Source organism: Dietzia sp. B44 (genome assembly GCF_014145245.1).
Classification (GTDB): domain Bacteria; phylum Actinomycetota; class Actinomycetes; order Mycobacteriales; family Mycobacteriaceae; genus Dietzia; species Dietzia natronolimnaea.
Genome location: NZ_JAALEF010000438.1, coordinates 1 through 2514, shown reverse-complemented (window position 1 = coordinate 2514; position 2514 = coordinate 1). Strand labels below are relative to the sequence as shown.

Annotated in this window: 4 protein-coding genes and 1 pseudogene; 2 read left to right on the top strand and 3 right to left on the bottom strand. The window is 72.1% G+C overall.

Annotation, left to right across the window (positions count from 1 at the left end; translation table 11 throughout):
• Together G6017_RS13705 and G6017_RS13700 are read right to left on the bottom strand one after the other, a co-directional pair.
• The coding region (locus G6017_RS13705; RefSeq protein WP_182610617.1) for a hypothetical protein at positions 1-115 on the bottom strand (115 nt) is incomplete at its 3' end.
• A gap of 36 nt (positions 116-151) precedes the next feature.
• Positions 152-595 (bottom strand): ankyrin repeat domain-containing protein, encoded by a 444-nt coding sequence (locus G6017_RS13700; protein WP_182610618.1) that lies wholly within the window; start codon positions 593-595, stop codon positions 152-154.
• 46 nt (positions 596-641) lie between these two features.
• On the opposite strand from G6017_RS13700, the gene G6017_RS13695 reads away from it, so the two are divergent.
• On the top strand, positions 642-1757 hold the full coding sequence (locus G6017_RS13695; RefSeq protein ID WP_241731557.1) for a septum formation family protein: 1116 nt from the start codon (positions 642-644) through the stop codon (positions 1755-1757).
• A complete protein-coding gene (locus tag G6017_RS13690) occupies positions 1754-2104 on the top strand; it encodes a metallopeptidase family protein (RefSeq protein ID WP_179524221.1) in 351 nt (116 codons plus the stop codon). Before G6017_RS13695 ends, G6017_RS13690 begins: the two co-directional genes overlap by 4 nt.
• Before the next feature lie 13 nt (positions 2105-2117).
• Here the strand turns inward: G6017_RS13690 and G6017_RS13685 are convergent.
• Positions 2118-2514: pseudogene (locus G6017_RS13685) on the bottom strand (acyl-CoA synthetase); the annotation flags it as partial.

Genomic DNA, 2514 nt, shown 5'->3' with positions numbered 1-2514 from the left:
GGCGGGCCTCGTCGGCGGCCAGCAGCCGGTCGACCAGCGAGGGGTCCTCGCCGCGGGTGCGCTGGGAATCGCGGACGAGGTCGGGGTTCTCGCGGAGGAGCCTGAGATCGATCACGGCGACCAGCCTAGCGGCCCCGTCCCACCACCCGAACTAGACGCCGAAGAGTTCGAGGAAGGCGTCCTTCTCGAACATCCGGGCGGTGTCGACCGCGGTGGGCGTCCCCCCGTTGGGGTCCGCACCGCCCTCGAACAGCACCCGGACCACCTCGCCGTACCCCTTGAACACCGCCCCCGCGAGCGGGGTCTGCCCGCGGTCGTTCGCGCGGTCGACATCCGCGCCGCGGGCGAGCAGCGCCCGGACGGTGTCGGGATGCCCGTTGTAGGCGGCCAACATGAGCAGCGTGTCACCGCGCTCGTTCGTCAGGTCCGGGCTCACCCCAGCGTCGACGTAGGCGGCCAGGCGTTCGGTCTCGCCGTCCCGGGCGAGCTGGAAGAGCATCTGTGCGAACTCGAGGACCTCCGGGTCGACCCCCTCGCGCGGCGCGCGGGTTCCGCTGTCCGGGCCGCCGGCCTCGTCTCGGTTCTGTCCGCTCATGCCCTGAATCCTATCGGGGCGGCGAAGTTGCGGCATCATGGATGCGATGATCACCTCCTCGCGATCACCACACCCGGGCCGGTCACTGCTCCGGACCCGGGGCGCGGTCATGGCCTCACTCGTCGCGATCCTGTCCGGCGGGGCGATCACCGGTGGACTCATGGCCTCGGCCATGGGGGATCCGAACTCCGCGACGGCGGAACGGATCGCGGCCATCGTCCCGCAGGTCGACCCGAGGACGCTGTCCGGGCCCGCCTACGCGAACGCGGCCCCGGGAACGTGCCTGACCTGGCAGGTCGACGCGGCCGACCGCGTCACCGCGTTCACGACCGTCGACTGCGCGGAGCCCCACCGCTTCGAGGTCGCCGGCCGCATCGACCTCTCCGGGGTACCCGGGTTCGGCGAGAACACCCCGCTCCCGGACAACTCGAGGTTGGTCCCGATCGGCACCGATCGCTGCTTGCCGCTGATCACCCGCTACGCGGGGGGCCGCGAGGTCGACCCGGCGGGTCGTTTCACCGGGCTGGTCGTCCCCCCGTCCGAGGAGGGCTGGGCCAAGGGCGACCACACCGTGTTGTGCGGCGTCGCCGCGGCCGAACTCAACGGCCGGTCGACCACCTCGACAGGGGTGTTCGCGGAGGCCGACCAGCACCGACGGTGGGACCCCGGCACCTGCCTGGGGTTCACCGACGAGGGTCTGCCCGGTGCGCCGGTGCCGTGTTCGGAGGACCACGCGATCGAGGTGGTCTCCGACGTCGACGTCTCCGGACTCTTCCCGGAGGAGCCCGCCCCGCCTGAGCCGAGGGTGCAGGCCGAGCTCACCGCGGACGCCTGCCTGGCAGCGGGGACCGCCTACCTGGGTGACGGGGAGGCCCTGCGCCGCACCACCCTGATCTCCACGCTCGTCAACCCGATCTCACAGATCTCGTGGGCGACCGGGAGCCGCACCGTCAACTGCGGGCTGATGCGGGCCGCCGACCCCGGGCCGTTCGCGGTGCTGCGGGGGTCCGCGCGGCAGGGAGTGCTGATCGACGGCTCCACCCCGGTGCCACCCACCACCACCGAGGTCCCGCCACCCGGGGTCGGCCAGGGGACACCCGGCACGCCGACCGACCCGGATCCCGGGACCGTGTCCGTCCCGATCCCCGGCGGTACGCCGTGAGCATCGTCGTGGCCGAATCCCGGTTCGAGTCGCTCGTCGACGACGCACTGGACTCCGTCCCGGACGCGTTGTTCGACGCGATGGACAACGTGGTGGTCCTCATCGCCGACCGCCATCCGGAGGAACCGGGCCTCCTGGGCCTGTACGAGGGCGTGGCGTTGACCGAGCGTGACACCACCTACTCGGGTTTCCTGCCCGACACGATCACGATCTACCGGGGTGCGCTGTGCGACTTCTGCTCCACCGAGGAGCAGTTGGTCCACGAGGTGGCGGTGACGGTCATCCACGAGATCGCCCACCACTTCGGGATCGAGGAGCACACCCTGCACGCCCTCGGCTGGGGCTGACCGGACCTGGGCATCACAGCTGGTCCGACGTGACCAGCCCGTCCCGCACCGCCTTGGTCAGCCGCACGTACCCGCCTGTACCGGGATCGCGGATCCAGGTTCGCGGGCCGGCCTTCGGCAGGCCCCGGGCGGCGAATCCGGTGGCGTCCGGCCGATACCAGTTCGTCACCGGGATGTCGTCGACGACGTGGACGATATCCGGTCGGCCGGTGGGCGGGACCGAGGCGAGTGCGCCACCGACGTCGGCCGCGGTGATCGCCGTGGAGCCCCACCGGCTCACCGCGGCGACGGCGACCGGACCCGTGGCAGCGGACACGCCGTACAGCACGGCGAGGTCGACCTCGGGCAGATCCCCGAGCGCGTCGGCGACCTGGATCGGGAACACCGGGCCGTGCGCCGTGCGGACCACC